Here is a 26,215-nt window from a genome sequence, read left to right as displayed (position 1 = left end):
CTCCGGATCGACGGGGGGCGAGGATTGACAAGCCGGACGCAAAGTTGTCTGATGACCTGACGATTTTGCCGCCGAAGGAGCTCCCGTGGCCGTCCACCGCATCGACCCGCCGGCACTCGCCACCCCTGTGCGGAACCTGTACTCGCAGGTCACCGTCTCCGCGCCGGGCGACCGCCTGGTGGCGATCGCGGGCCAGGTCGCCCTGGACACCGACGGCGCGCTCGTCGGCGCGGGCGATGTCGCCGCGCAGGCCGAGCAGGCCTTCCGCAACCTCCGGGCGGCCCTCGAGGCCGCGGGCGGCACACCCGCCGACCTGCTCAAGTACACGATCCACGTCGTGGGCTCGACCCCCGACCTGATCGAGCCCGTGTTCGACGCGCTGCGGCGCGCCTTCGGCGAGGTCCCGCTCGCCGCCAGCACCTGGGTCGGCGTCGCCGCCCTCGCCCTGCCCGAGTGGCTGGTCGAGGTCGACGGTCTCGCCGCCATCGGTTCCCGACCCCACCGCACGACGGAGAGGACGACACCTTGACCACGTTGGACATCCCGGCCGCGCAGGCCTCCGGCTCCGTCGAGGACGAGCGCAGGCACCGCAAGCAGCAGCTCGCCGCGGCGCTGCGCGTGTTCGGCAGGCTCGGCTACGACGAGGGCGTGGCCGGGCACATCACGGTCCGCGACCCCGAGGACCCGCGGCGGTTCTGGGTCAACCCGTTCGGCGTCTCCTTCGGCCGGATCAGCGTGAAGGACCTGGTCATGGTCGACGCCGACGGCGAGGTCCTGGAGGGCGGCCGCCCGGTCAACCGCGGCGCCTTCGTCATCCACTCCGCCATCCACGACCTGCGCCCGGACGTCGTCTCGGCGGCGCACGCCCACTCCATCCACGGCCGCGCGCTCGCCGCGCTCGGCACGCCGCTGCGCCCGGTCGTGCAGGAGGCCTGCGCCTTCTTCGAGGACCAGGGCGTCTACCGCGACTACAACGGTCTGGCCCTGGAGACCGAGGAGGGCAGGCGGATGGCCGAGGCGCTCGGCCCCCACCGCGCGGTGGTGATGCGGAACCACGGCGTGATCACCGTGGGTGGCAGCGTCGAGGAGGCGGCCTACTGGTTCGTCAGCTTCGACCGGGCGGCGCAGGTGCAGCTGATCGCCGAGGCGGCGGGCACCCCGGCCTACCTGGACACCGACGCCGCCCGTGTCGCGCACTCCCAGTTCGGCAGCCCGGCACTGGCCAGGTACAGCTTCCGGATCCTCTTCGACGACGTCGTGCACGCCCAGCCCGACCTGCTCGACGAGTGACCACCCCCGCACGACCGCCGGATCGGAGGAGCTGATGACCACTTACGTGCTCGTGCACGGCTCGTGGGCCGGTGGCTGGAACTGGGCCCGCTTGAGACCGCTGCTGGAGGCCGAAGGACATCGGGTGCTGTGCCCGACCCTGTCCGGCCTGGCCGACCGCGGCCACCTCGCGGGTGACCACATCGGACTGTCCACCCACATCGAGGACGTCACCCGGCTGCTCACCTGGGAGGACCTGGACCGGGTCGTCCTGGTGGGGCACAGCTACGGCGGCATGGTCGTCACCGGTGTGCTCGGCACCGTGCCCGAGCGGATCGCGCACGTCGTCTACCTCGACGCGTTCCGGCCGGAGCCGGGCCGCTCCGCGTTCGACGTGCTCCCGATGCTGCCGGACCTGTTCGGCGAGCCGCCCGCCGAGCACCCGTGGGGCTGGGCGCCGGTCGACCTGACCGCCTTGGGCCTCACCGACGCCGCCGACCTCGACTGGATGGCGGCCAAGTGCACGCCCATGCCGACCCGGACGCACCGGGAACCGCTGCCGCACCCCGGACGGGACGCGTCCGGGGTGCCGGTGACCTACGTGCAGGCCGCCGCGGCGCCCTTCTTCACCGAGACGGCGCGGCAGGCCGCCGCGGCCGGGGCCACCGTGCTCACGTGGCCGGACGCCGCGCACTACGTCCACGTCCAGCACCCCGAGCGGACCGCGCGCGTGCTGCTGGACCTCCGCTGAGGACGCGCGGGCCGGTGGTCAGGACTCGCCCGCCAAGGCCTTGCCCGCGCTCTCGAACGCCAGGTACGGGTTGAGGTGGGGGTGGCGGCTGCCGACGGCGACGTCGCGCCAGAAGCGCTGCAACGGGTTGGTGGTGGCGAATCCGCTCGAACCGTGCAGGTCGAGCATCCGCTCCACGGCGGCGCGGCAGTCGGCGCCCGCGCCCGCGAGCTCCATCTGCAGTCGGGGGTGGTCGCTGTCGGCCGGCCCGCCCGCGTCCGCGGCCCGTGCGACCGAGAGCATGGCGGTCTCCGCGCGGTCGACGAGGTGGTTCGCCTCGGCCAGCCAGTGCCGGGCACCCGGCGACTCCCCCATCCGGGAGTACGCGCTCATGAACGGCTTGCGGTCGGAGGCGAACATCGCGTCGACCACGTCCAGCGCGCCCCGCGCGGCACCGACCACCGGGCCGAGCACCGTCATCGCGTAGAGCAGCCGGTCCTGGAAGGGGAACGGGGCCACCGCCACGACCCGGTCGGCGGGCACCAGCAGGTCGTCGGCGACGAGGCTGTGGCTGCCCGTGCCGCGCATGCCCGCCATGTGCCAGGTCCGGTCGACGGTCAGGTCGGCCACCGGGATGGCCGCCATGGAGAACCTGCCGTCCACCAGCAGCCCCAACGTCGCCCAGGTCGCGTCCTCGCAGCCGGAGACGTTCCGCCAGCGGCCGGTGACGCGCACGCCTTCGGCCACGGGGCGGCCCTGGGCGCTGGGGACGCCCGATCCGCAGAAGAGGGCGTCCGGGTCGGCGAAGAGCTCGTGCGCGGGAGCGCCGGGGAAGATCTTGGCGGCGAGGTCCTTCGCCGTCACGCAGGTGCCCGCGACCCACGCCGTGGAGGGACAGGAGCGGCCCAGGACGGTCAGCCTGCGGGCCACGGCCTCGCAGCCCACCCAGGCGCCCCCGTGCTCCTGGGGCGTCCGCAGGGCGAAGACCCCGTCCTTGCGCAGCGCGTCCAGGCTTTCCGCGGCGGGCCGGTCGTCCTGTTCGCTCTGCTCGGCGTGGGCGCGCAGGACCGCGCCCGTCTCGTCCCCTGTGGAGTGATCGATCATGGAGCCGACCCAACCACCGGGCGCGCACGCGCGACCATGCGCGGACCGCACCGGTCCATACGAGATCGTGCTCGGTGGGCCCGCGGGCCGCCGTCGATACCATCGGGGCATGGACCTGATGAGCGAGGTGATCCGCGCCGTCCGGGTCGGCGTCGTCGGCAGCCGGGTGATCAGGCAGTCCGGCTCGCGGGGACTCCGGTTCGCCACCTTCGCGGGCAGCGGCTTCCACGTGGTGCTGACCGGGACCTGCTGGCTCGTCACCGCCGACGAGGCGCCGGTCGCGCTGGAACCGGGCGACGTGGTGCTCGCCTCGTCGGGCGCCGCGCACGGCCTCAGCCGGGTCCCCTGCGCGCTGGAGGACCTCCCGGTCGCCGAGATGGGCCAGTTCCCGCCCGCGCCGGGGCCGTTCGACTTCGAGTTCCTGTGCGGCGCCTACCGGCTCGAGCACGGCCGGGCTCCGCAGTACCTGCGCGCGCTGCCCGACCTCATCGCGGTGTCACCGGACTACGGGCGGCACCCCGAGCTGCGGGCGCTGGTCGACCTGCTGCGCGCGGACGTGTCCGGGACGCGGATGGGCGGCGGGGCGGCGCTGCCCGCGATGCTGGACCTGATCCTGGTCACCGTGCTGCGCCTGTGGCACGAGCAGCAGGACACGGTCGGCTGGCCGGAGACCGACGACCCGGCGATCGGCGCCGCGCTGCGGGAGATCCACGACGACCCGCGGCGGCCGTGGACCGTGAGCCAGCTCAGCGCGGTGGCGGGGCTGTCCAGGGCGGCGTTCACCCGGCGCTTCGGCACGGTGGTGGGCCAGCCGCCGATGAGCTACCTGATCGGCTGGCGGCTGGGGTACGGCGCCCGGCTGCTGCGGGAGTCCGACGCCACCCTGGCCACGATCGCCCGCGAGGTCGGGTACTCGAGCGAGTTCGCCTTCTCGGCCGCGTTCCGCCGCGAGTACGGGGTGTCGCCGAGCCGGTTCCGCCGCACCCCGGCGGCCGCCCTGCTCTCCGAGGTCGCGGGCACGCGCTGACTACGCGGCCCCCAGCAGCAGCGGCCTGAGGTCGGTCCACGCCCGCAGCCGGTCGGCGATGGCGCTCGACGTGACGTGCGGCCCGTACGCCCCGATGTCGTGGATCCGGTTGCGCAGCGCCCGCGCCCGGCGGACCTCGTCGGCCCCGACCGGCCGCCTGCCGCTCAGCTCCCGCGCCTCGGCGTACTCGCCGTCCACCGCGTCCAGCCACCGCCGCACGGCGTCCTGCACCGGCGGCACGTCGGCCAGGCCGAGCCCGTGCCCCTCGGCGGAGGTCGCGGCCAGCGCGAGCGCGGCGTCCGCCTCGCCGTCGACACCGCGGTCCACGGCGAGCCGGTCGAGCGCGGTCAGCAACCGCAGGCGCCGCACCGCTTCGGCGGGCGCGACGCCGTGGCGCTGGGACGCGACCAGCCGCAGGTGGCGCCACCAGTCCGTCCGCTCGGGTCCCGGCGCGGGCTCGTGCCCGTCCAGCCACGGCTCCAGGTCGGCGTCGTCGAGCTTGAGCAGGTGCCTGACCCGTGCGGTGGTGGACCGGTGCTCGTCGGCGTCCCAGCGGACCGACCGGCGGTCGTCCCCCGAGCCGAGCATCTTCGCCACCCGCCCCGCCGGTCCGGGCTCCCCCGCCTCGTCGGGGTCGACGAGGTGCAGGACCCCCATCCCGGTGGAGGGCTCGCGGTACTCGGCGTAGCCCGCGTTGCCGTCGCCCCACCGCGGGACCGGCTCCGGGTCGAACCCGCGTGCCCGCACGGCCGTCAGCAGGTCGTCGACGTCCAGCAGCTCGCGGAACGGCCCGTACCGGTCGACCAGCGGGCCGCCCGGCTCCACACCGGACCGCAGCCGGTGGACCTGCGCGCCGAAGTAGGTCACCCGCTCGTCCCACCAGCCGAACTCGACCAGTCCGGTGTCGGTCATCCGGCCCGACGGGGCGGCGTAGGTGTGGGCCGGGCCGAACACCCGCTCGACCTCGGCCGGTGTGCTGGTGTGGTCGAGCCCCAGCACGGTTCCGGTGGTCAGCAGGTCCGCGAAGAACTCCAGGTCGTCCACGCGCGCATCGTGCCGGCACCGCGTCCCGCCTGTCGCGGGCGTTTCGACCGCCGGTGGTCCCGGCCGTCCGGGGCGCGCCGGAAGCCGGGGTGGTCGCGCCGCGGCGACCACCCCGGCCCGGCGGCTACGGCGCCCAGGGTGCCGCGAGGGTCCAGCTGCTGTCGGCGGTGAGCGTCTGCGGCCGGTCGAAGCCCGCCTCCGCGGCGCCGGAGGCCACGTACACCTGCGACTCGAAGTGCCGCAGGTACGAGCCGGGCTTGTTGATCGACTCGAAGGTCACGCCCGTGCCGCCCACGCCCGGTCGGGCGCAGAACGTGGCGTCGGCGCGCAGCAGCGCCGAACCGTCGTCGGGCGAGTTGCGCACCCGGCTGTCGGCGTGCCGCAGGAACTGGCCGGGGAAGTTGACCGACTCGAACGAGTAGCACGACGAGTCGGCCAGCCCGCGCCGCACGGTGTAGGTGGCGTCGGCCTTGAGGGTCGCTCCGCTGCCGCTGCCGACGACCTCGGTGTAGGCGAGGCTGTCGGCGTGCCGGAGGTAGCGGTCGGTGTGGCCCCACGTGGTGACGCGCAACGACTGCCGCACGTTCGTGGCCAGCTGCACGGAGCTGCGCCACAGCGCCGGGTCGGCCGCGCCCCACGTCGCGTCGGCGGCGAAGCCCGTCGCGGTGTCCCAGGCGTTGGGGCCGCCGCTGCGCGCCAGGTAGGCGTTGTCGGCGTAGTGGCGCAGGTAGGAGCCGGGGAAGTTCAGCGACTCGAACGACGTGCCGCCCGCGGCCAGACCGGTGCGGGCGCACCAGGTGGCGTCCGACGCGAACGAGCCGCCGGTGCTCGCCTCGACGCGCACCCGGCTGTTCGCGTGCCGCAGGTACCGGCCGGGGAAGTTGACCGACTCGAACGAGTGGCAGCGCGCGTCGGCCAGGCCGGCCACCGTGCGGAACGACGCGTCCTGCCGGTCGCCGTCGGCACTGGCCGCGCTGATGACGTCGGTGCGCCCCACCGAGTTCGAGTGCCGCAGATACCGGTCGGTGAAGCCCTGCGTGGTCACCCGCAACGACCGCACGTGCCCGAGGGTGAGGTCCACCGGGGAGTCGAGGTTGCGCGAGGCGTTCACCAGGTCCGCGTGCGCGGCCCGCACCAGGGCGGTGTCCACCTTCTGCACCTTGCGGTCGTAGGTGAACAGCCCGTTGTACTCGCCCTCCACGTCGGTGATCTCCGTGTACACGTAGGCGGAGACGCCCTTGGTCGTCATCAGCTGCTTCACGTCGCGGACCATGCCGGTGTACCGGTCGTTGAGCTGCGCGGTGCTGGACACCTGCTCGTAGGCGAAGAACTGGCCGTTCGGGCTGTACTCGTGGCCGGGGTTGCGCAGCCCGATCCCGCCGAACTCGCCGAGCACGGACACCCTGGTCGCCGACGGCCGCGGCGCGTCCGGTCCGGTGTAGACGTGCCAGTCGACGATGTCGCCGGTGCCGGGATCACCCTTGGAGGCGCAGCAGTTGTAGCCGCTGTGGGCGTTCACCAGCCGGGTCCGGTCGTAGTTCTTCAGGTCGGTGGTGACGCGCCGGGTGTCGGCGAGGTTCCACTCGCCCCAGCCCTCGTTGAACGGCACGTAGGTGATCACCGCCGGGGAGAACCGGTGCTCGTCGACGATCTCGCGGGCCTCGGTCTCGAACTCCGCGATCTGCGCCGCGGTGCGGTTGGCGTCGAACGCGGGCGTGGACGGGATGTCCTGCCACACCAGCAGTCCCAGCCGGTCGGCGTGGTAGTACCAGCGCGCAGGCTCCACCTTGATGTGCTTGCGCACCATGGTGAAGCCCAGGTCCTTGTGCTTCTGGATGTCCGAGGCCAGTGCCGCGTCGGTCGGCGCGGTGTACAGGCCGTCGGGCCAGAAACCCTGGTCCAGCGTGCCGATCTGGAACGCGAACTCGCCGTTGAGGGTCGGCCGCAGCACCCCGTCGACGAGCTTCGTACCGACCTCGCGCATGCCGAAGTAGCTCACCACCTGGTCGACGGTCGCGCCCGAGGAGTTGCGCAGCGAGACGCGCAGGTCGTACAGGAACGGGTCGTCGGGCGACCAGCGGCGGGCGTTCGGCACCGGCACGGTGAACTCGGTGAAGCCGCCGGTCGCGCTGCCCACCACCGTCGACCCGGACATCGCCTCGGCCAGCACGGTGTGCCCGGTGGTGCTCCCGCGGGTGAAGACGCGGACCCTGGCGGTGTTGTCGGCCAGGTTCGCGTAGACGTCGACGGAGTAGACCGACGTCGCCGCCGTGGGCTCCAGCCACACCGTCTGCCAGATCCCCGACGACGGCGTGTAGAAGATGCCGCTGGGGCTGTTGACCTGCTTGCCGATCGGCTGCTTCTCGCCGCGCGCGTCGGTCGGGTCGTACACCCGGACGACGATCTCGTTCGTGCCGCCGTTGAGCTGCGGGGTGACGTCGACCTCGAACCGGTCGTAGCCGCCCCGGTGCGCGGTGACCTGGGTTCCGTTGACCCACACGGTCGCCTCGTAGTCGACGGCGCCGAAGTGCAGCTGCACGCGCCTGCCGCTCCACGCCTGCGGCACGGTGAACGTGCGCCGGTAGAACATCAGGTCGCGGTTGTCGTTGCGCATGATCCCCGACAGCGCCGACTCGACCGGGTAGGGCACCAGCACGCGCTCGGGCAGCGTCTGCCCCAGCGGCGGCGCCGCGTTCCGGTTCACCCCGCCGGACCCGTCGGTCGCCGGGTTGAGGAACTCCCACTCGCCGTTGAGCGACTGCCAGTCCGGACGGGTCATCTGCGGGCGCGGGTACTCGGGCAGCGGGTTGGTCGTGGACACCTGGCCCGTCCACGGGGTGGTCAGCGGCGGGGTCTTGGGCACGACCGCGGCGGAGGCTGTGGTGGGGGCGGTGGCGACGAGGCCACCGGCCAGGGCCAGCACAGCCGCCGCGCAGGCGACGAGGCGGCGCATCGGACTCCTTCGGGGCAGGGAGGCGCGCGGAACCAGCGCGCCACCCCCGACTCGACGGCTTCGGTGACGTGCGGAGTCCGTGCGGTGGGAACGGGTCGAACGGCAGGGGACGCAGGGTTGTGACCAGCACCGGACCCCGGAACAGGGACCTCCGGGCTCGGCTTGGCGAACGTAACACGAGACATTGACAAACGGAACAAATCAGAAACAACCACCAATCAACAGAACCCACCCGGCCCACCGGTCGGAGGGTCACCACGGCGGCCATGGGCACCTCCCCTCGTCGGCGGGGTGGAGCCCGGTCCTCTGTGGACCCGGCCATTCGACCGGGTGTCACACCAAGGTGTGGTTTGACCGGTGGACGATCAGCCGACGCGGTGCTGAGCTGCCGGTTCGCGTTCCGGACGCGTCCTGCCCAGGTGCCCGCGGGTGGCCGGTCCGCCATCATCGACACGGCGTTCGGCGACGTCACGAGGAGGTGTGCGGCGTGGGCAGGACCAGGTGGGACGTCGAGCTGGAGCGCACGGCCGCGGTGCGGTCGCTGGAGCTGCTCGACACGCCCGAGGAGGAGCGGTTCGACCGGATCACCCGGCTCGCGCAGCACGTGTTCGACGTGCCGATCGTGCTGGTGTCGCTGGTGGACCTCGACCGGCAGTGGTTCAAGTCGCGGATCGGGCTGGACGTCCGGGAGGGCCCGCGCAGCGAGTCGTTCTGCTCGAAGGCGATCGAGAGCGGCGACCTGATGGAGGTCCCCGACGCCACCCTGGACCCGCGGTTCGCCGACAACCCGTCGGTGCTGGGTCCGCCGCACGTCCGGTTCTACGCCGGGCAGCCCGTGCACGGCCCGTCCGGGCACCGGGTCGGCACGCTGTGCCTGGTCGACCGGCGGCCCCGCGCGCTCGGCGTCGAGGACCGGCAGCGGCTGCGCGACCTGGCCGGCTGGGTCGAGGTCGAGTACGCGGTGGCGCAGGCGCACCAGGACAGCGCGCGGGCGCGGGACGTGCGCGCCGAGTTCATCTCGATGATCAGCCACGAGCTGCGCACCCCGCTGACCTCGATCCACGGGTCGCTGGAGCTGGTGGGGTCCGGGCGGTTCGGCGAGCTCGACCAGCGCGCCGAACGGCTGGTGGGGATCGCGGCGAAGAACACCGACCGGCTCATCCGGCTGTCCGACGACGTGCTGGACCTGACCCGGCTGCAGAGCGGACTGCGGCTCGCGCTGTCCGATGTGGACGTGGCCGACGCCGTCGAGAACGCCGTGCACGCGGTGGAGGGGGTGGCCGACCGGGTCGGGGTGGCGCTGGACGCCCAGTGCCCCTCGTGCCCGGTCCGGGGCGACCTGGACCGGCTGGTGCAGGTGTTCACGAACCTGCTCGCCAACGCGGTGAAGGCCGCCCCCGCGGGCAGCACCGTCTCGGTGCGCCACACCCGGTCGGGCGACCGGGTGGAGGTGGCCGTGCGCGACCGGGGACCGGGGGTGCCGCAGCAGGACGTCGACCGCATCTTCGAGCCGTTCGTGCAGCTCGGAGGCCCCAGCGCGGGCGGGATCGGGCTGGGCCTGTCGATCACCCGCGGCATCGCCCGCGCGCACGGCGGCAGCGTGCGGGTGTGCTCCGCGGTGGGCGAGGGCAGCACGTTCACCGTCGTGCTGCCGGTGGCGGGCCCGGACACCGACCGGCCGTGGTGGTGACGGCTCAGGCCGCCCAGTCCAGCACGTCCGCCAGCTCGTCGGCGATCCGCAGCGGGTCGAACGGCTTGGCCAGCACCGCCAGCGCGCCCAGCTCCCGCAGGTCGGGCCCCAGGTCGGGCGCGGCGGTGATGAACACGACCGGCAGCGCGTCCAGCCTGCCCGCCTCGCGCAGCGCGCGCAGCGTGCGGCGGCCGTCCAGGCCGGGCATCTCCACGTCCAGCAGCACCGCGTCGATCCCGCCCGCGAGGCAGCGGCTCACCGCCTCCGCCCCGCCGGTCACCGTCTCGACGACCCAGCCGTCCCGGAAGCCCAGCGACAGGCTGAGCACCTCCAGCACGTCCGGGTCGTCGTCCACGACCAGCAGCGTCCTCACAACACCCTCCGGTCCACCCGGTAGCCCACCCCGCGCACGGTGGCGATGAAGCCGTCGACGCCCGCGCCCGCGAGCTTGCGCCGCAGGTTCGACAGGTGCACGTCCACCGCGTGGTCGTCGGCGAGCCACGCCTCGCCCCACGCGGCCCGCCGGAGCCGGTCGCGGGAGCTCACCAGGCGCACGTTCTCGGTCAGCGCGTCCAGCAGCGCGAACTCCAGCCGGGTGAGCACCAGGTGCGTGCCGTCGACGGTGACCTCGTGCGCCTCCACGTCGATCCGCAGCGGCCCCACGACCCGTTCCGCCGAGACCTGCTCGGGCACGGCGACGCCCAGCTCCTTCGGCCTGCGCAGCATGGCCTGGATCCGGGCGACCAGCTCGCGCGGCGAGAACGGCTTGGTCAGGTAGTCGTCGGCGCCCGCGGAGAGCCCGACCAGCTTGTCGACCTCGTCCGCCCTGGCGGTCAGCATCAGCACGTAGGCGTTGGAGAAGTCGCGCATCCGCCTGCACACCTCCAGCCCGTTCGGGCCGGGGATGTTGAGGTCCAGCACCACGACGTCGGGCCGCCACGCGCGCATCTCCAGCAGCGCGCGGTCCCCGTCGCCCGCGGTGCGCACGTCGAAGCAGGCCTCGTCCAGCGCCATCTCGACGACCTCGCGGATGCTCTCGGTGTCCTCCACGACCAGAACCCTCGACATGGCTTGGAGTGTGACCGGCTCCGGCGTCCGCGGCAGCGCCGCGACGACGGTCACCGCCGGTCCCAGAGCGCGCGCTTGGCGCCCACGAGCACGCACAGACCGGCGAACACGACCAGCGCCGCCTTGAGCCACGCGTACTGGCCGAGCAGCGCGACCCGCCCGATCCACGGCACGTGCCCGACCACGACGGGCACGGTGTCCGAGGTGAGGCGCAGTCGCTGGGGGTCCGCGGCGGTGTTGTTGTCGCCCTTGGTGCGCACGAGCGGTTCGACCTGAGCCCGGTCGACCTCGACCACCCGGTGCGCGTACCGCTCGCCCGGCGCGTCCGGGCGGGGCAGCACGACGACGTCGCCGACTTCAACCGATCGAGCGTCCACCGGTCGGGTGACGAGCAGGGCTCCGGGGTCGAACGCGGGCGACATGCTCGGCGAGAGCACCGGGGCGAAGCCGACCCGGAACCCGACCACGAGCACGGCACCCGCCACGGCGGCGAGGGCGAGCACGGCGAGGACGGCACCGGGGAGGCGGCGGGGCTTGCGCCCGGTCGCGGCGTGGGCGGCGGTCATGGCGGTTCCCTACGAGTTCGTGGTGGTGGCGGCGCGGGTGTTCGCGCCGTTGGTGACGGAGACGCCGATCGAGGCGGTGGTGGACCCGCTGAGGGCGGCGGTGAGGCTGACCCGGAGGTCGAGCTGGCCGCCCACCGGGACGGCCGTGGCCGCCGGCGCGGACCCGGCGGAGGAGGTGACCAGCTGGGTCACCGTCCCGGAGCAGGTGTTCGCGGTCGTGTTCCACGTCCCGCCGACGCACGCGTCCACCCAGACCGGGGAGGGCAGCAGCCCGCTGACCGCCGCGGTGTAGGTCTGCCCGGTCAGCGCCGCCGTACCGGAGTTGCGGACGCCGCCGAAGCGCGGTGTGCGGTCACCGATCCCCCACGACACCGAGAGGGGCTTCCCGGTCTGGACGGCCCCGGCGCCGTCGACCAGCACCGCGGACCAGGAGAGGGTGGCCGTGCCGACCGGGGACCCGGCGGCCGCGCCGCGCGTGCTCCCGAGCGCCGCGCCGGGGAGGGCGGCCACCAGCGCGACCGCCACCCCGAGCACCACCGCGACCCGTTTCGACATCGGCCACCCCTCGTCAGGCGCGGGTCAGGAGTTGGACGTGGTGGCGGTGCGCTGCGCCTCGGCGAAGGTGTAGGTCAGGTTCGCCGTCAGCCCCTGCACGGTCGCGGCGGGCAGCACCCCGTTGACCGTGGTCTCGTTCTGGTCGGGCAGCTGCACCGACACCTGGAGGTGCTGCACCGCGCCCGCCGCCATCGCGCCGGGGACCAGCGACTGCGCGCCGGACAGCGTGCTCAGCGGGGTCGCCGCCAGCAGGGTCGACGCGGTCCCGCCGCACACGCCGGTGGCCGCGTTCCACGTCCCGCTCGCGCACAGCCGCACGGTCACCCGCAGCGCCTTCGTCGTGGCCCCGTCGGTCACCAGGTTGGCCGAGCCGGTCGCCGCCACCTGCATCGTCAGCGCCTGCGCGTCCAGGGTGCCGCCGCTGGTGAGGTCGACGTAGCGGTTCACGACGTCGCCGGGGGCCATGTTCGCCACGGCCTGGTCGAAGCCCGCCCCGTTGGCCGCCATGGTCAGCTTCAGCGTGCCGGTGGTCACCTGCTCGGGCGTCCCGTTGGCCGTGGTGGCGCTCAGGGTCGCCCAGACCCCGCCGCCGATCGCCGCCACCACCGACAGCGCGACCGCCGCGAAGGCGATCGGACGCCAGGCGGAACGACGACGGCGGGTGACGGGGAGGGAGTGGTTCGCCATGGCGTGTCCTTGTCCGGTCCTGCACCGCCTGCCGCGGTGCGATGGGACAAGCCTGGGATCGGACCCTCCACCCTCCCTCCACCGTTCCTCAAGCCACCGTCAAGTTGCCCGACGCCGCCCACCACGCCCTTGCCTGTCGCGAAATGTCCAGTTTTGTTGCTTTCCGTTGACACTGCCGGACCGCTGCCGTAGGCGTGGAGGGGTAGGCCGCCGCCTCCCGACATCCAGTCCGGACGACAAGGAGATGCGGATGTCACCACGGAAGCCAACCCGTCGCGACTTCCTCAAGGCGGCGGGCATCACGTTCGGCGCGGCCGCGGGCGTGGCCCAGGCGGTGCCCGCGAACGCGGTGGCGCAGGCGGCCGAGACGCTGGCGGACTACGGCAGCCACACCGCCGACGGCCGTCGGGTGGCCGTCACCAGCACCACGGGGCAGCACCTCACGATCACCGCCTACGGCGACCACGTCGTGAGGGTGCGGGCCGTCCGCGCGGGCGAGACGTTCTTCGCCGACGACCGCTACGAGATGGTCGACCCCGCGAACCACGCCGGGATGACCGGCACGCTGCGCGTGACCGACGACGGCGACCGCCTCACGATCACGACCGCGGCCGACGACGGCGTCCGGGTCGTCCTGCGGAAGAACCCCCTGCGCCTGGAGTACCGCCGCAAGGGCGACGACTCCCTGCTGGCCGGGGAGGACGCCACCCGCAGCATGAGCTGGAGCGGCACCGGCGTGGTCACGCAGGCGTTCACGCCCGCCGCGGGCGACGAGCGGTTCGTCAAGGGCGGCCACGGCCTCTACGGGCGCGCCCCGCGGATCGACCGGACCTCGGAGGTCGTGTCGCACAACTACGGCTCGCGCAGCGACCACGCGGACCAGGCGCCGGCGATCGTGCCGCTCTACCTGTCGTCCAAGGGGTACGCGGTCTTCTTCAACACCACGTTCGACACCACGTTCTCCTTCGGCGGCGGTGGCGCGTACGCGTTCTGGGCGGACGGCCACAACGCCCCCGGCCCCCAGCCGCAGCTCGACTACTTCGTCATCGAGGGCCCGGAGTTCGCGAAGCTCCTCGACCGCTACACCCGCCTGACCGGTCGGCCGCGCTTCCCGCAGATCGGCGTCTTCGGCCTCCAGCTCTCGGACAAGAACTACCCGACCGCCAGCGACCAGAACTGGTGGACCACCAGGATCACCGCGTTGCGGAACGCGGGTTACCCGTTCGACGTGCAGGTGCACGACAACCGGTGGCGCGCGGGCTCCGGGAGCTGGAGCGGGTCCTGGTTCGAGTTCAGCCCGGTGCGGTGGCCCGACCCCGCGGGCTTCAAGGACTGGGCGCGGGAGAACGGCGTGCTCACCACGCTGGACTACAACCGCAACAACTCCAACGAGATGGCGGGGTGGGTCCCCGGTCCCCCACCGGGGTACAGCTTCGCCGCGTCCGCGCTGACCGGCGTCAGCGACAACGACGCGGTCCCGGACTGGAGCAACCCGGCCACCCGCGCGTGGCTGTGGCGCGTCTTCTGGACCAAGGCGCTCGACCCCGCGCTGGGGTTCCCCGGCGACGCGCTGTGGATCGACGAGCCGGACGAGATGGGCCCCATCCCCCACGACGCGCTCGCCGCGAACGGCCAGCGCTGGTCGGAGCTGCGCAACGCGTTCTTCCTCTTCTGCCAGAAGGGAATCGGCCAGGAGGGCTGGGACACGGCCATCGGCACCGCCAAGCGGCCGTGGACGTTCACCCGCGGCGCCACCGCGGGCCAGCAGCGCTACGGGCACCTGTGGACCGGCGACATCGACTCGACCTACCAGGAGATGCGGGAGCAGATCCGGGGCATGCAGAACTCCGGCCTCGGCGGCTTCCCCTACTCCAACGTCGACGCGGGCGGCTTCCTCGGCGGGGTGCTCCCCGACGCCTTCTACCGCAACTGGGTCGCGGCCTAGGCGAGCGTCTCCCCGATCTGGCGGCCGCACTCGACGGGCGACACCGCGGCGCTGGGCACCGCCGCGTCCCGCTGGCCCATCGACCAGGGCGCCGCGGAGCAGGCGGACTTCCTGCGCTACAGCAGGGTCCGCTACACGCTGCTGCCCTACATCTACACGATCGCCCACGCCGCCCACGCGATCGGGATGCCGATGGCCAGGGCGATGGTGGTCGACCACCAGCACAACCCCAACGCCTACTCCCACGACCTGCAGTACATGTGGGGGCCGTCGATCATCGTCATGCCGGTCACCACCGACGTGGACGGCGCCGTCCAGAACGTGTGGCTGCCCGCGGGCGACACCTGGTACAACTTCTGGTCCGACGCGAGGAACGTCGGCTCGGACACCGCCGACAAGGCGTACACCACGCACACCGGCGAGATCATCATGTACGTCCGGGCCGGGAGCGTCCTGCCCCGGTACAAGTACGCGCAGAGCACCGCGTTCCTGGACCGGACGCAGCTGGAGGTCGACGTCTACGCGGGCAAGGACGGGTCGTTCACCGTCTACGAGGACGACGGCGTCACCGAGGAGTTCCGCGTCGGCTCCGCCTCCAGCACCACCACCGTCACCTACACCGACTCGGCCACGCGGGTCGTGGTCGGCCACCCCGTCGGCACCTACCGGGGCGCGCCGACCGGACGCCGCTACGTCGTGCGCGTCCACGGTCTCGCCGCGCCCGTGGGGATGCGCGTCGGCGGCGGTGCCCCGCTGCCCGCGTTCACCGGCGAGTCCGCCGCCGTGCTCGACGGCGGTGGCCAGGTCTGGGACGCCACCCGCAAGGTCCTCTCCGTGGTCACGCCCGTGGTCGCCGTGGTGACCGGCGGCGGCACCGCGGTGACCGTCGAACCGAGCGGGACCGCGTTCCCCACCCCGGTGGACCGGACCGTCCACGCCGCCGAGGACGCCGCCGTCGGCGGTGCGGTGATCGGCTCGCGGCACGCCGGGTACACCGGCAACGGCTACGTCGACTTCGCGGGCGCCACCGGCGACTTCGTCGAGTGGACGGTCGGCGTGCGCACGGCCGGGTCCCGGACGCTCGGCTTCCGCTACGCCAACGGCGGCACGGCCGACCGGCCGTTGGCGGTCTCGGTCGACGGCACGGCGATCGGCACGCTCGCCTTCCCGCCCACCGGGTCGTGGACGGCGTGGGGCACCGCCCGGCTGACCGCGGCGCTGCCCGCCGGGAGCGGGGTGCGGATCCGCGTCACCGCCACCGGTGCCAGTGGCGGGAACCTGGACTGCCTGGTCATCGGGTGAGGCGGCGGGTCACAGTCCCAGGGAGGCCAGGACGAAGGCGGCGACGGCGTCGCGGTGGGCGGGGGTGTCCTGCCAGCGGAGCCTGCGCCCGGCCTCGACGACGACGCCGAACCCGGCGTGCACCAGCACGCGGGCCTGGCGCGAGTCGAGCTCCGGGCGCACCAGCCGCAGCTGCTGCTCCCACACGGCGATGTGCTCGCGCTGCGCGACGACCAGGGTGCGCTGCAACGCGGCGGGCAGGCCGATGACCTCGGCGTCGGCGACGCTGGTGAGCGCGGTGTGCTCGAAGCTGTAGGCCACGTAGGTCGCCGTCAGCGCGACCACGGCCTCGTGCGGGTCGACCACCCCGCGCAGGTTCTGCTCCACCGCCTGCGCCAGCAGCCCGGCGGCCTGGAGGCAGGCGGCGGCCAGGATGTCGGCCTTGCCGGGGAAGTAGCGGTAGATCGCCGACGACACCACGCCCACGGCCTCGGCGATCATGCCGTTGGTGACGTTGGCGAACCCGTCCCGCTCGAACAGCGGGACGGCGGCCGCGAGGATCTCCGAACGCCGGGTGCGCGGCACGGGCGGAGTGGGCAGGTCGACCAGGCGGGCGCCGCGGGGTGCCGTCGTGGGGTCGGTCGCGACCACGCGCAGGGCGGACGCCAGCAGCAGCTCCTCGACCCGGCGCTGCGCGATCGAGGCGTGGTGCATCGTGATGGACCCGATCGCGCCGAGGGCCGCGGTGGCGCGCAGGTGCTCGTCGGGCAGCGGGTGCTCGCGGCGCACCGCGTCGGCCACCCGGTCGACGACGTGGGCGAACTTCGCCGCGAGCGCGTGGCGGTCGGCGCGGTCGAGGTAGCGGGCCTCCCACCGGTACAGGCCGCCCGAGGCGCGGTGGGCGACGGTGACGCGGGTGACCGGGGCGAGCACGTCGGCGGGCGGTGCCTCGGCGGGCACCTCGACGAGCGCGGCGACGAGCCGGTCCGCCATGACGTCGGCGCACTCGGCGAACAGCGCGTACTTGTTCGGGAAGTGCCGGTACAGGGCGGCGGCGGTGATGCCGACCGCGGCGGCGATCCCGTCCATGGACGCCGCGTGGTAGCCGCGCTCGCTGAAGACCCGCCCCGCCGCCTCGACGATGAGCTGCTTGCGGTTGCGCGGTCGGACGGCCGCGGTCGACTCGGCGGTCACCGCGGCACCCCGGCGGACGCACGCGGGAACAGGGCCACGGGCGCCAGTCAACCACGTGTCCCCGCGTGACTCGCGGTTGACATGGCGCGCCTCGACCGGTCGTGCGACGACGCGGCTACAGGCCGAGGTCGCGGCCGACGATCTCCTTCATGATCTCCGTGGTGCCGCCGTAGATGGTGGAGACGCGGGAGTCCAGGTAGTCGTGGGCGATGCGGTACTCCAGCATGTAGCCGTAGCCGCCGTGCAGCTGCAGGCACCGCCCGACCACGGAGACGTACTGCTCCGTGGTCCAGAACTTCGCCGCCGCCGCGTCCACGGCGGTGAGCTCGCCGCGGGAGTGCCGGGCGAGCAGGTCGTCGACGTAGCTGCGGCTCACCCGGACCGCGGTGACCATGTCGGCCAGCTCGAAGCGGGTGTTCTGGAAGGACCCGATCGGCTGCCCGAACGCCTTGCGCTGCTTGACGTAGTCCAGGGTGCGCTCCAGCACGCCCTCGGAGGAGGCCACCGCGTTGGACGCGATCGAGATCCGCTCCTGGGGCAGGTTCCGCATCAGACCGGCGAAGCCCGACCCCTCCTCGCCGAGCAGGTTGGCCGCGGGGACCCGGACGTCCTGGAAGAACAGCTCGCTGGTGTCCTGGGCGTGCAGGCCGACCTTCTCCAGGTTGCGGCCGCGGGAGAAGCCCTCGCGGTCGGCCTCGACGACGAGCAGGCTGATCCCCCGGTGGCGGTCGGGGCCGGTCCGCACGGCGGTCACCACGAGGTCGGCGTTCTGGCCGTTGGAGATGAAGACCTTGCTGCCGTTGACCACGTAGTCGTCGCCGTCGCGCACGGCGGTGGTCGCGATGCCCGCCAGGTCGCTCCCGGTCCCCGGTTCGGTCATGGCGACCGCGACGACCAGCTTCCCGGCGGCGATGCCGGGCAGCCAGCGGGCCTTCTGCGCGTCGTCGGTCAGGTCGGTGAAGTAGGGGATGACGATGTCGTTGGACAGCGCGACCCCGGCGAGCCCGTCGGACACCGGGTCGCGGGAGAACTCCTCGCCGATCACGGCGTTGAAGCGGTAGTCGGTGATGCCGCCACCGCCGTACTCCTCGGGGATGCCGAACCCGAGGATGCCCGCCTTGGCCGCCTCCTCGAACAGCACGCGGTCGACCTTGCCCTCCGCCCGCCACCGCTCGGCGTGGGGTGCGGCGTGCTTGTCCACGAAGGCGCGGACCGTGTCCCGCAACAGCTCGTGGTCGTCGTCGTAGAGCGACCGTCCTGCGGGGATCGCGCTGCTGCTCATCCGGGGCTCCGATCTTGGGCTGTCTCGGTGGCGCACTGGGGGGACGACTCCGTCAGCATGACGGCACCAGCCCGGCGTCGGCGATGGCGAGGCCGGCCCACGGGGTGTCGAGCAGGTCCGCGTCGACCGGGACCGCCGCCGGCGGCCTCATCGGACGCCCAGCCTGCGCAGCAGGGTCAGCCGGCGGTTGGTGCGGCGGACGAAGGCGCCCGCGGACGACTTCGGCGAGGGGCCCAGCGGCAGGAGGCGCTGGGCGGCGATCGTCTGGCTCTCGGTGAACTTGAGGATCCCCTCGGCGCCGTGCCGCCTGCCGAGGCCGCTGTCGCCCATGCCGCCCATCCCGGCCTCGACGCTGCCCGCCGCGGCCGCGGCGCCGTCGTTGATGTTGACCGACCCCGACCGGATGCGCCGGGCCATCCGCTGGGCCTCGCGGCCGTCCTTGGACCAGATCGACGCCGACAGGCCGTAGCTCCCCTGGTTCGCCAGCGCGACCGGGTCGCTGCCCTCGGCGTAGGGGTGCAGCGAGACCACCGGGCCGAAGGTCTCCTCGCCGAACACGGCCATGGCGGGCGTGACGCCCTCCAGGACGGTGGGCTCGTAGTGCAGCGGGCCGACGTCGGGCCGGGCGCGACCGCCCACGAGCACCGTCGCCCCGTGGCCCACCGCGTCCTCCACGTGCGCCTCGACGGCCGCCAGCCGCGCGGGCGAGACCAGCGACCCGATGTCGCAGGAGTAGTCGTAGGACCGCCCCAGCCGCAGCGCCCGCGTCACCCGCACGAGCTCGTCGCGGAACGCGTCGTGGACCCGCTCGTGCACGTAGACGCGTTCGACGTGCACGCACATCTGCCCGGTGTTGGCGAAGGCCGCCACCGCCGTGCCCGCCGCCGCGGCGGCGACGTCGGCGTCCTCGCGCACGATGAGCGGGTTCTTGCCGCCGAGCTCCAGCGACGCCCCGACGAGCCGCCGCGCGGCGCGCTCGGCCACCGCGCGACCGGTGGCGGTCGAGCCGGTGAAGCAGACGAAGTCGACGGTGTCGACCACGGCCGTGCCCACCACCGGCCCCGGACCGGTCACGACCTGCCACAGGTCGTCCGGCAGACCGGCCTCGGCCATCAGGGCGCGGGTCCACAGCATGGTCAGCGGGGTCTGGGAGTCCGCCCGCGAGACGACGGCGTTGCCCGCGAGCAGCGCGGGCAGCACGTCGCCGACGCCGAGGTAGAGCGGGTAGTTCCAGGGGGAGATGACACCGACTACACCCCTGGGCACCCGCACCTCCCTGACCTTCGTCAGACCGGGCACCATCCCGCGCACCCGCCGGGGTGCGAGGTGGTGCCGGGCGCGGCGGGCGTAGTACCGCGCGATGGTCGCGACCTGGGCGACCTCCTGCCAGGCGTGGTAGCGCGCCTTGCCCGTCTCCCACTGGACCAGGTCGAGCACCTCCTCCTGGCGTCGCAGCAGCAGGTCGTGGAAGGCGAGCACGACCGCGCCGCGGCGCGCGACCGGTGTCCCCGCCCAGGCGTGCTGGGCCCGTCGGGCGCTCACGACCGCGGCCGCGACGTCCTCCGGGGCGCACGCGGGGACGGTCGCGGTCGGCGACAGGTCGTAGGGCGCGACGGCGGTCGTCGGCTCCGGCGCGGAGCCCCCGTGCCGCGTCACGTCGCGGCGCACCCGCTCGCACCACCCCGCGACCACCTCGTCGGTCACCCAGCCGGGACGGGCGACCACCACCGCGGTGGTCGGGGACGCCGGGATCCTGCCCTGCTCACTGGTCATGCGGACTCCTCCGGAGTAGCGGACCGATTCAGGGCGACGATGCCCTTGCCGCCGGGCGACCCACTTCGATATGTTAACCAGCAATCTCGCGTTGGATCAAGCGGCGTCGCGGCCGGTTCGTTCCAGTGATACATGACTTGCGCTGCGCCTATGCCTACCAGGGAAGCTAGGTAAGTAAATGGGCAATCTCAGTCGACGGAACCTTCTCTCGCTCGGTGTGGCACTCGGTCTGGTGAGCGTGGCGGGCGCCAACGCCGCCTCCGCGGCCCCGCTGGGCCCGGCGGCCGCGGGCACCGACCCGTGGTGGGTCTGGGACGACGACCTGGACCGCGTGGTGGCAGGACTCCTGGACACCGGCCGGATCCCGGCGGTCAACACGGCGATGCGGCCGTGGGTCGACAACGACCACCCGCTGCCCAGCGGGTTACCGGCCGACCTCGCCGCCCACCTCCAACAGGCCACCAGGCTGCCGTCCTGGGCCGACCGCGCCAAGCTGCGCCTGGCCGCGGACTTCAACCGGCGCAAGGACACCTACCTGTTCATGCTGTACGGCCTGGGCAGCGGGATCATGAGCACGGTGATCCCGCGCGAGGCCAAGTCCGTCTACTGGTCCGCGGGCGGCGCCGACATGCAGGACCGCGCCGCCAAGACGTTCACCTTCGGCTACGACCTCAGCGAGGCCACCGCGTTCGAGCCCTCGGGCCAGTTCGTGGTCACCGCCAACAAGACCCGCGTGGTGCACGCCGCCGTGCGCCACCTGCTGCCCCAGTCGCCGCACTGGAAGGCGGTCGCCGAGGAGCAGGTCCCGATCAGCAACGGCGACATCCTGGTCACCTTCCACAGCCTCGGCACCTTCGTGCACCGCAAGCTCGTCGAGTGGCGCGTCCCGATGACCGCCGCGGAGGAGGACGCGTTCCTGCACATGTGGCAGGTCGCCATCCACCTGCTCGGCGTCCGCGACGACTTCATCCCCCAGACCTGGGCCGCCGCCGACGCCCAGGCCGCCCGCGTCCTCACGCCGATCCTCACCCCCTCGGTGGAGGGCAGGGAGCTGGCCGAGGACCTGCTCGGGCTGACCGCCCAGATCGACCTCGGCGTCACCCGCGGGTTCCTCAACGAGTTCGTGCGCTACGTGCTCAGCGACGAGATCGGCGACTGGCTGGACCTGCGCCGTGACCACGTCGCCGCCGCCACCATCCGCACCGGCTGGCCCGCCTACATCGCCTTCCGCGAAGGCCTGATCCCGATCGCGCCGGTCGGCTTCTACCTGTTCGACCAGTTCGTCCGCGCGCTGGCGATGCTGTTCCTGAACAAGGGCACCTCCCCCACCACCACACCCATCACGATCCCCACCGGGAACCGCGCGGGCGCCTGACGCCGACGGAGCGCCCCTCGGACCGATCACGACCCGAGGGGCGCTCGTCGTCCGGGACCGTTGTGCCCCTTGTCGGACAAGCGATACGGTCCCCGTCGCGAAAGGGGACTGCCGATGATCACGGAACCGGTGCTGCTGCGGATCGGCGAGGCGGTGCAGCTCGGGCACAGCGGCGAGCGGGCGGCGGCCAGGGTGCTGTTCACCCAGATCTGGGACGAGATCGGTGGTGGGCAAGGGGATCCGCTGCACGTCTGCACGCTCGCGCACGGGATGGCCGACGTGCAGGACGACGCGCGGCAGGAGCTGGTCTGGGACCAGCGGGCGTTGGCGGCGGTCGACGGGCTGACCGACGAACGGGTGGCGCGGGCCGGGGTGCCGCTGAGCGTCGCCGGGCTGCTCCCCTCGTTGCACCTGAACCTGAGCGAGTGCTACCGCAAGCTCGGCGAGCTCGACAGCGCCCGCGAGCACCTGCGGCACGCGGAGGCCACGATCGGGGCGCTCGGCGACGACGACTACGGGCGGCTGATCCGGGACGGCCTGGCCAAGGTCGCCGAAGGACTGCGCGAGGCCTGACCGCCTGGTGTCCCGCGTCGTGGCCGGGAGCCGGTTCCCCCGTACCGCGCCGGTCGTTCCTTCACCCCCCGCGGAACGCCCACACGACCCCTCGACAGGGTCGATACCCCAGGCCGGACCGATAAACTGCCCGAATGGCTACCCTCCGCGCGCTGGAGTGCCTGGTGGCGGTCGCCGACACCGGGTCGATCACGCAGGCCGCCCGGTTGCTGCACCTGTCGCAGCCCGCGGTGTCCCACCAGCTCGCGGCGCTGGAGCGCGAGACGAGGACACCGCTGCTCCGCCGCGAGGCGCGGGGTGTGACGCTGACCCCGGCCGGGCGGGCCGCGGTGGCGGACGCGAGGCGGGCGATCGAGGCGTCGGCGGCCGCGGTGAGGTCGGCGCGGGCGGCCGGTGAGGCGGTCGGCGGTGTGCTGCGGCTGGCCTGCGCGCAGAGCCTGAGCGTGCCGGTGCTGGCACCGGGGATCCGCGAGTGGCGCCGCCGCCACCCGGAGGTGACGATCGCGCTGCGCGAGTCCACGTCGATGGAGGAGCTGCTCGGGCTCGTCGAGTCCGACGAGGTCGACGTGGCGCTGGTGCCCGCGCCGGTCCCCGACCGCTTCACGACCACGGCCGTCGCCGAGGAGGAGATCGTGCTGGCGGCGCCCGCCGACCACCCGCTGGCGGGCCTGCCCGCGGTGCGGGTCGCCGACCTCGAGGGCGCGCCGCTCGTCCACTACGCACCGGAGAACGGCCTCAGCGGCTGGCTCGACCGGGCGCTCGCCAAGGCCGGGGTCCGCGCGGAGCCCGTGATGAGGACGGCGGTGACGACCGCGGCGCCGCAGCTCGCCGCGGCGGGCCTCGGGGTGGCCGTGTGCCCGGTGAGCGCGGTCAGCGCGGGCTTCCCCGGCGCGGTCCGGTCGTTCTCGCCGCGCTGGGTCCGCGGGCTCGTGGCGGTGACGCCCGCCGCGCCGGACCCGCTCGCCGCGCGGTTCATCGACACCTTGCGCGCCCGCGGGGTGCACGTGCCCGGCGGGGTGCGGCGGCAGCTCACCGAGGACGACCCGCCCGCGCGCTGACTCACACCGTCGCGAAACCTGTGGCGGCCCTTCGTTCTCCGACGCCCGCGACGGGAAGCCACGGGAGGCCCGCGGCGCTGTTGTCCACGAAGGACGGCACATCGCTAAGGAGAGTCGGATGGCACGGGCGTTCGTCACAGGTGGTTCGGGGTTCATCGGCCGGGCGCTGGTCCGCAGGCTGCTGGCCGAAGGGCACCAGGTCCGCGTCCTGGTGCGCGGGGACGCGGCGGCGGAGAAGGTGGCGGCACTCGGCGCGGACCCCGTGCGCGGGGAGCTGACCGACCCGGCCACGTGGCGCCACGCGGTCACGGGGCACGACGTGGTCTTCCACCTCGCCGCCGAGACCGACATCGACGCCGACCGCGCGCGGCACGAGCTCGTGACGGTCGGCGGCACCAGGGCCGCCGTGGACGCGGCCAGGCAGGCCGGGGTACCCCGGTTCGTCCACTGCGGAAGCGAGGCCGCGCTCCTGGCGGGTGACCCGCTGCTGGAGGTCGACGAGACCGCGCCGCTGCGGCCGGACTCGGCGGCCGCGTACTCCGCGACGAAGGCCGCGGCCGAGCGGATCGTGCTCGACGCGAACGCGCCGGGGTTCACCACCGTGTCGATCCGCCCGAGGTTCGTCTGGGGTCCGGAGAGCATTCTCGTCGACGGGCTGGTGGCCGCGGCCAAGGCCGGGCGGTTCGCCTGGATCGAGGGCGGTCGGCACACCACCGACGTCACGTTCGTCGACAACGCCGTCGAGGGCCTGGTGCTCGGGTGGCGGCGGGGCCGACCCGGCCAGGCCTACTTCGTCACCGACCGGCACCGCGTCGTGCTCCGCGAGTTCCTGGAGACCCTGTTCGGGATCCACGGCGTCGACACGCCGATCCCCGACCTGGACGCGGGCACCGCCGACCGCGAGATCCCCGTGCCCGCGAGGTGGTTCCTCGGGCAGGACTGCACCCTGCGGACGGACAAGGCCGTGTCCGAGCTCGGGTACGCGCCCGTCGTCGGGCACGCCGCGGGGCTGGCGGTCGTCCGGGAGCGGGCGGCCGCCGCCAACGGGTAGCGCCCGGCCGTACGACTACGATCACCGGTGCTGGTGGTTCACCCGCCCCTCGGGGCGGGTGAGGCAAGAGGGAACCCGGTGCGACTCCGGGACTGCCCCGCAGCGGTGAGCGGGAACGACCGCCGTCAACGAGCACTGGACGCGAGTCCGGGAAGCGACGGCCAGTAGGCACGAGCACGACGCCCGCGAGTCCGAAGACCTGCCACCGGTGCGCACGTCGTTCGGCGTGCGCTGGTCCGGAGCCTCTCGGGTGGGCTGCCGCGCACTGGTGCGCTGCCGTCCTCGGTCTCCGGTGACCGCGGACGAGGAGCAGCGGTGGACGGCACGACCCCGACGCAGGTGGGCTCGGCGCTCACGTGGTCCGGACTGGCGGCCGTCGCGGGCCTGCTCGTCTTCCTCCTGGCGTGCCGCCTCGCCGAGGGCGGCCCGCTGCGCCCCCGCGACGCCCGCCGGATCGCGGCCTGGCGCCGGGCGGCGCCGTGGCTGCTCGCAGTCTCCGCGGCGACCGCGGCCGTCGGACTGGGCCTGCTCCGGTTCGCCGGGCCGTGACCACGACGACCGGCGGCCGTCGTGGTCGCGGTGACCGGCGGACCCCTCAGCCGCCGAGCACCAGCTCGCCCGCGAACCGCAGGTCCTCGACCGAGTGGCCGATCCTCGCCAGCAGCCGGTCGCGGCTGTCCTCGCCCCGCCGCACCAGGTCGGCCCAGTCGACGCCCACGAGCTCCCCCGCCCACTTGCGCGGGCGGCCGTCGACCACCACCGCGGTGACGTCCCGGACGGTCGCGTAGCTCACCGCCGCGCCCAGCTCGGAGGTGATGGGGCGCAGGCGGTCGGTGCCCAGCAGCACCAGGTCCGCCTTCGCGCCGGGCGCGAGCACGCCGACGCGGCCCGGCAGCCCGGCCGCGAGCGCTCCCCCGACGGTGGCCGCGCGCAGCGCGTCGCGCACTCCCCAGGGCCGCGGCACGTCCTGCTCGCCCGCCTGCGTCGCCGCGGCGGCCGCGCCGCGCTGCGCGCTCATCAGCTGGCGCATCTCCTCGAACAGGTGCGAGCCGTACTCGAACTCGTTGTCGCTGCTCAGCCCGACCTGGACGCCCACCCGGTCGGCCTGCAGGACCGGTGCCGCCGCGGCGAACCCGTAGTGCGGGTCCGAGCGCGGCGCGAGCGCGACCGCCGCGCCGGAGTCGGCGACGCGGGACCACTGCTCGGCCGACAGCCCGGCGCAGTGGTCGAGCGTGAACGACGGGCCGAGCAGGCCGCTGGTGAGGTAGCCGTCGAGGTCGTCCAGCCAGGTGCCGAACTCCGCGACCGCGCCGAAGCCGTGCTCGACCGCGAACTTCCAGCCGTCCAGCGTGGGGAAGGCCTGCATCAGCCGGATCCGGGTCATGTCGTCGTCGTGAGCGGAGCGCAGCTCCAGCAGCAGCGGGAGGAGGTGCCCGTCGGGCTGGCCCATCCCGACCCCGGCGGCGAAGACCGTGCGGACGCCCGCGTCGCGCAGCGCCGTGAGGGCGGCGTGCGCGTGCTCCCGCGAGCGGACGTTGTGGTTGTTGTCGACGATCGTGGTCACGCCCTGGTCGAGGGCCCGCGCGGCGGTGAGGGCCTGCCCGACGGCGACGTCCTCGGGACTCATCAGCGGGCCCAGCGTCGAGTGGGTGAGCGCCATGTAGGACATGAAGTCGCTGTCGGGCGACACCCCGCGCAGCGCCCCCTCCCAGGCGTGCACGTGGCTGTCGACCAGGCCGGGGATCGCGATCGCGCCACCGGCGTCGACCACCAGCGCGTCGTCGGGTCGGTCGGCGCCCGCGCCGGGCCCGAGGTCGCGGATGGTGTCGCCCTCGATGACGACGTCCCCGACGAAGTCACCGACCCGGCTGTCCATGCTGATCACGTGGACGTTGCCGAGCACCACCGTCCGCCCCGTGCTCCACCGCTCCGGGACCGAGCTGTCAGCGAGGTTCATCGTTCCTCTTCCGGTGTCGTGTGCGGGCCGGCG

Annotated in this window: 24 protein-coding genes and 1 riboswitch; of the genes, 12 read left to right on the top strand and 12 right to left on the bottom strand. The window is 73.7% G+C overall.

Annotated features, from left to right (window positions below):
* Window positions 1-85 precede the first annotated feature (85 nt).
* The 3 genes from CLV43_RS24065 to CLV43_RS24055 are packed head-to-tail and all read left to right on the top strand — an operon-like array spanning window position 86 to window position 2,020.
* The gene (locus CLV43_RS24065) at window positions 86-529 is read left to right on the top strand and encodes a RidA family protein (RefSeq protein WP_106189532.1); all 444 of its coding nucleotides are present in this window, start codon (window positions 86-88) and stop codon (window positions 527-529) included.
* Window positions 526-1,290: a class II aldolase/adducin family protein gene (locus CLV43_RS24060; RefSeq protein WP_245886898.1), complete on the top strand. Its 765-nt coding sequence runs from the start codon at window positions 526-528 to the stop codon at window positions 1,288-1,290. The genes CLV43_RS24065 and CLV43_RS24060 overlap by 4 nt, the downstream gene beginning before the upstream one ends.
* A 34-nt stretch (window positions 1,291-1,324) precedes the next feature.
* A complete protein-coding gene (locus CLV43_RS24055) occupies window positions 1,325-2,020 on the top strand; it encodes an alpha/beta fold hydrolase (protein ID WP_106189531.1) in 696 nt (231 codons plus the stop codon).
* An 18-nt stretch (window positions 2,021-2,038) separates the two neighbouring features.
* Here CLV43_RS24055 and CLV43_RS24050 read toward each other — a convergent pair whose 3' ends face one another.
* A complete protein-coding gene (locus tag CLV43_RS24050) occupies window positions 2,039-3,103 on the bottom strand; it encodes an acyl-CoA dehydrogenase family protein (RefSeq protein ID WP_106189530.1) in 1,065 nt (354 codons plus the stop codon).
* Between the two features lie 109 nt (window positions 3,104-3,212).
* Between CLV43_RS24050 and CLV43_RS24045 the strand changes: the two genes are divergently transcribed.
* Window positions 3,213-4,130, top strand: a complete 918-nt coding sequence (locus CLV43_RS24045) for an AraC family transcriptional regulator (protein ID WP_106189529.1) — start codon at window positions 3,213-3,215, stop codon at window positions 4,128-4,130.
* Here the strand turns inward: CLV43_RS24045 and CLV43_RS24040 are convergent, their stop codons facing one another.
* Window positions 4,131-5,174 carry a hypothetical protein gene (locus tag CLV43_RS24040; RefSeq protein ID WP_106189528.1) on the bottom strand — a complete coding sequence of 348 codons (1,044 nt, stop codon included), beginning with the start codon at window positions 5,172-5,174 and terminating at the stop codon, window positions 4,131-4,133.
* Between the two features lie 124 nt (window positions 5,175-5,298).
* A complete protein-coding gene (locus CLV43_RS24035) occupies window positions 5,299-8,127 on the bottom strand; it encodes an AbfB domain-containing protein (protein WP_106189527.1) in 2,829 nt (942 codons plus the stop codon).
* Window positions 8,128-8,614: 487 nt separating this feature from the next.
* Here CLV43_RS24035 and CLV43_RS24030 point away from each other — a divergent pair, with 487 nt between their 5' ends.
* Window positions 8,615-9,817, top strand: coding sequence for a GAF domain-containing sensor histidine kinase (locus CLV43_RS24030; RefSeq protein WP_106189526.1), 1,203 nt, complete (start codon window positions 8,615-8,617; stop codon window positions 9,815-9,817).
* Between the two features lie 4 nt (window positions 9,818-9,821).
* On the opposite strand, the gene CLV43_RS24025 is transcribed toward CLV43_RS24030, so the two are convergent.
* The 5 genes from CLV43_RS24025 to CLV43_RS24005 are packed head-to-tail and all read right to left on the bottom strand — an operon-like array spanning window position 9,822 to window position 12,693.
* Window positions 9,822-10,190, bottom strand: a complete 369-nt coding sequence (locus CLV43_RS24025) for a response regulator (RefSeq protein ID WP_106189525.1) — start codon at window positions 10,188-10,190, stop codon at window positions 9,822-9,824.
* Window positions 10,187-10,885, bottom strand: a complete 699-nt coding sequence (locus tag CLV43_RS24020; RefSeq protein WP_211304520.1) for a response regulator transcription factor — start codon at window positions 10,883-10,885, stop codon at window positions 10,187-10,189. The genes CLV43_RS24025 and CLV43_RS24020 overlap by 4 nt, the downstream gene beginning before the upstream one ends.
* Before the next feature lie 50 nt (window positions 10,886-10,935).
* On the bottom strand, window positions 10,936-11,451 hold the full coding sequence (locus CLV43_RS24015; RefSeq protein ID WP_106189524.1) for a signal peptidase I: 516 nt from the start codon (window positions 11,449-11,451) through the stop codon (window positions 10,936-10,938).
* Between the two features lie 9 nt (window positions 11,452-11,460).
* On the bottom strand, window positions 11,461-12,006 hold the full coding sequence (locus CLV43_RS24010; protein WP_106189523.1) for a hypothetical protein: 546 nt from the start codon (window positions 12,004-12,006) through the stop codon (window positions 11,461-11,463).
* A 24-nt stretch (window positions 12,007-12,030) separates the two neighbouring features.
* Complete coding sequence (locus CLV43_RS24005) at window positions 12,031-12,693, bottom strand: TasA family protein (RefSeq protein ID WP_106189522.1); 663 nt, start codon at window positions 12,691-12,693, stop codon at window positions 12,031-12,033.
* 250 nt (window positions 12,694-12,943) lie between these two features.
* On the opposite strand from CLV43_RS24005, the gene CLV43_RS24000 reads away from it, so the two are divergent.
* A complete protein-coding gene (locus CLV43_RS24000; RefSeq protein WP_170155984.1) occupies window positions 12,944-14,638 on the top strand; it encodes a TIM-barrel domain-containing protein in 1,695 nt (564 codons plus the stop codon).
* A 192-nt stretch (window positions 14,639-14,830) separates the two neighbouring features.
* The gene (locus tag CLV43_RS23995) at window positions 14,831-15,940 is read left to right on the top strand and encodes a DUF5110 domain-containing protein (protein ID WP_146174886.1); all 1,110 of its coding nucleotides are present in this window, start codon (window positions 14,831-14,833) and stop codon (window positions 15,938-15,940) included.
* A gap of 9 nt (window positions 15,941-15,949) precedes the next feature.
* Here CLV43_RS23995 and CLV43_RS23990 read toward each other — a convergent pair whose 3' ends face one another.
* From CLV43_RS23990 to CLV43_RS23980, 3 genes are all read right to left on the bottom strand, one after another.
* Complete coding sequence (locus tag CLV43_RS23990; RefSeq protein ID WP_106189519.1) at window positions 15,950-17,113, bottom strand: TetR/AcrR family transcriptional regulator; 1,164 nt, start codon at window positions 17,111-17,113, stop codon at window positions 15,950-15,952.
* Window positions 17,114-17,228: 115 nt separating this feature from the next.
* Entirely contained in the window at window positions 17,229-18,395 is a 1,167-nt protein-coding gene (locus tag CLV43_RS23985) for an acyl-CoA dehydrogenase family protein (protein ID WP_106189518.1), read from the bottom strand.
* A 147-nt stretch (window positions 18,396-18,542) separates the two neighbouring features.
* Window positions 18,543-20,168 carry a succinic semialdehyde dehydrogenase gene (locus tag CLV43_RS23980; RefSeq protein ID WP_106189517.1) on the bottom strand — a complete coding sequence of 542 codons (1,626 nt, stop codon included), beginning with the start codon at window positions 20,166-20,168 and terminating at the stop codon, window positions 18,543-18,545.
* A 178-nt stretch (window positions 20,169-20,346) separates the two neighbouring features.
* Here CLV43_RS23980 and CLV43_RS23975 point away from each other — a divergent pair, with 178 nt between their 5' ends.
* From CLV43_RS23975 to CLV43_RS23955, 5 genes are all read left to right on the top strand, one after another.
* Window positions 20,347-21,543 (top strand): oxygenase MpaB family protein, encoded by a 1,197-nt coding sequence (locus CLV43_RS23975; RefSeq protein WP_106189516.1) that lies wholly within the window; start codon window positions 20,347-20,349, stop codon window positions 21,541-21,543.
* A gap of 114 nt (window positions 21,544-21,657) precedes the next feature.
* A complete protein-coding gene (locus tag CLV43_RS23970) occupies window positions 21,658-22,116 on the top strand; it encodes a hypothetical protein (protein ID WP_106189515.1) in 459 nt (152 codons plus the stop codon).
* A gap of 134 nt (window positions 22,117-22,250) precedes the next feature.
* Window positions 22,251-23,174, top strand: coding sequence for a LysR family transcriptional regulator (locus CLV43_RS23965; protein WP_106189514.1), 924 nt, complete (start codon window positions 22,251-22,253; stop codon window positions 23,172-23,174).
* Between the two features lie 118 nt (window positions 23,175-23,292).
* Window positions 23,293-24,225: an NAD-dependent epimerase/dehydratase family protein gene (locus tag CLV43_RS23960; RefSeq protein ID WP_106189513.1), complete on the top strand. Its 933-nt coding sequence runs from the start codon at window positions 23,293-23,295 to the stop codon at window positions 24,223-24,225.
* Between the two features lie 17 nt (window positions 24,226-24,242).
* Window positions 24,243-24,446, top strand: a riboswitch (cobalamin riboswitch).
* A gap of 94 nt (window positions 24,447-24,540) precedes the next feature.
* On the top strand, window positions 24,541-24,774 hold the full coding sequence (locus CLV43_RS23955) for a hypothetical protein (protein WP_106189512.1): 234 nt from the start codon (window positions 24,541-24,543) through the stop codon (window positions 24,772-24,774).
* A 46-nt stretch (window positions 24,775-24,820) separates the two neighbouring features.
* Here CLV43_RS23955 and CLV43_RS23950 read toward each other — a convergent pair whose 3' ends face one another.
* Window positions 24,821-26,182 (bottom strand): amidohydrolase family protein, encoded by a 1,362-nt coding sequence (locus tag CLV43_RS23950; RefSeq protein WP_170155983.1) that lies wholly within the window; start codon window positions 26,180-26,182, stop codon window positions 24,821-24,823.
* Window positions 26,183-26,215 lie beyond the last annotated feature (33 nt).

It is taken from the genome of Umezawaea tangerina, from assembly GCF_003002815.1.
In the GTDB taxonomy this organism is placed as follows: Bacteria; Actinomycetota; Actinomycetes; order Mycobacteriales; family Pseudonocardiaceae; genus Umezawaea; species Umezawaea tangerina.
Note: the sequence above shows the minus strand (reverse complement) of the source record. Positions and strands in the feature narration are given on the sequence as shown.

Bases quoted from the DNA above. Each gene is read 5' to 3' on its own strand.
- CLV43_RS23995 (WP_146174886.1), top strand. From the start codon at position 14,831: ATGGCCAGGGCGATGGTGGTCGACCACCAGCACAACCCCAACGCCTAC.
- CLV43_RS23975 (WP_106189516.1), top strand. From the start codon at position 20,347: ATGGGCAATCTCAGTCGACGGAACCTTCTCTCGCTCGGTGTGGCACTC.
- CLV43_RS24015 (WP_106189524.1), bottom strand. From the start codon at position 11,451: ATGACCGCCGCCCACGCCGCGACCGGGCGCAAGCCCCGCCGCCTCCCC.
- CLV43_RS24000 (WP_170155984.1), top strand. From the start codon at position 12,944: ATGTCACCACGGAAGCCAACCCGTCGCGACTTCCTCAAGGCGGCGGGC.
- CLV43_RS24020 (WP_211304520.1), bottom strand. From the start codon at position 10,885: ATGTCGAGGGTTCTGGTCGTGGAGGACACCGAGAGCATCCGCGAGGTC.
- CLV43_RS24005 (WP_106189522.1), bottom strand. From the start codon at position 12,693: ATGGCGAACCACTCCCTCCCCGTCACCCGCCGTCGTCGTTCCGCCTGG.
- CLV43_RS24050 (WP_106189530.1), bottom strand. From the start codon at position 3,103: ATGATCGATCACTCCACAGGGGACGAGACGGGCGCGGTCCTGCGCGCC.
- CLV43_RS23960 (WP_106189513.1), top strand. From the start codon at position 23,293: ATGGCACGGGCGTTCGTCACAGGTGGTTCGGGGTTCATCGGCCGGGCG.
- CLV43_RS23985 (WP_106189518.1), bottom strand. From the start codon at position 18,395: ATGAGCAGCAGCGCGATCCCCGCAGGACGGTCGCTCTACGACGACGAC.
- CLV43_RS24045 (WP_106189529.1), top strand. From the start codon at position 3,213: ATGGACCTGATGAGCGAGGTGATCCGCGCCGTCCGGGTCGGCGTCGTC.
- CLV43_RS23970 (WP_106189515.1), top strand. From the start codon at position 21,658: ATGATCACGGAACCGGTGCTGCTGCGGATCGGCGAGGCGGTGCAGCTC.
- CLV43_RS23980 (WP_106189517.1), bottom strand. From the start codon at position 20,168: ATGACCAGTGAGCAGGGCAGGATCCCGGCGTCCCCGACCACCGCGGTG.
- CLV43_RS23965 (WP_106189514.1), top strand. From the start codon at position 22,251: ATGGCTACCCTCCGCGCGCTGGAGTGCCTGGTGGCGGTCGCCGACACC.
- CLV43_RS24035 (WP_106189527.1), bottom strand. From the start codon at position 8,127: ATGCGCCGCCTCGTCGCCTGCGCGGCGGCTGTGCTGGCCCTGGCCGGT.
- CLV43_RS23950 (WP_170155983.1), bottom strand. From the start codon at position 26,182: ATGAACCTCGCTGACAGCTCGGTCCCGGAGCGGTGGAGCACGGGGCGG.
- CLV43_RS24055 (WP_106189531.1), top strand. From the start codon at position 1,325: ATGACCACTTACGTGCTCGTGCACGGCTCGTGGGCCGGTGGCTGGAAC.
- CLV43_RS24010 (WP_106189523.1), bottom strand. From the start codon at position 12,006: ATGTCGAAACGGGTCGCGGTGGTGCTCGGGGTGGCGGTCGCGCTGGTG.